We start from the raw sequence: 284 nt of genomic DNA, 5'->3' as shown, positions 1-284 counted from the left end.
GCTACTTATCAAGCATTTTCAAACGCTTTCTTTAGCTATTTCATCCATTTTTCTACATGTAGCGAAAAGTAATTGTTATTTCCAAAACTTTAGTGTATATTTTTTCTCTGGAACATCTTTAGGAGGAAGGGATTACAGCAATGTTATTAATCGACATATTTACGTTTCTTGGCATTATCGCCGCTGCTATTTCCGGTACATTAGTTGGTTTAAAAAAAGATTTAGATTTATTCGGTGTCCTTTGTTTAGCTGTAGCCACTGCGCTCGGCGGCGGTATTATTCGT

1 protein-coding gene is annotated in these 284 nt (G+C 35.9%); it reads left to right on the top strand.

What is annotated here, in order from left to right; translation table 11 throughout:
* Positions 1-140: 140 nt before the first annotated feature.
* A partial coding sequence (locus SB775_RS28850; protein WP_410864624.1) for a TRIC cation channel family protein occupies positions 141-284 on the top strand: 144 nt, incomplete at its 3' end.

The organism is Peribacillus sp. SIMBA_075 (assembly GCF_046534585.1).
The sequence above is the reverse complement of the archived record's forward strand: the minus strand, read 5'-3'. Positions and strand labels throughout refer to the sequence as shown.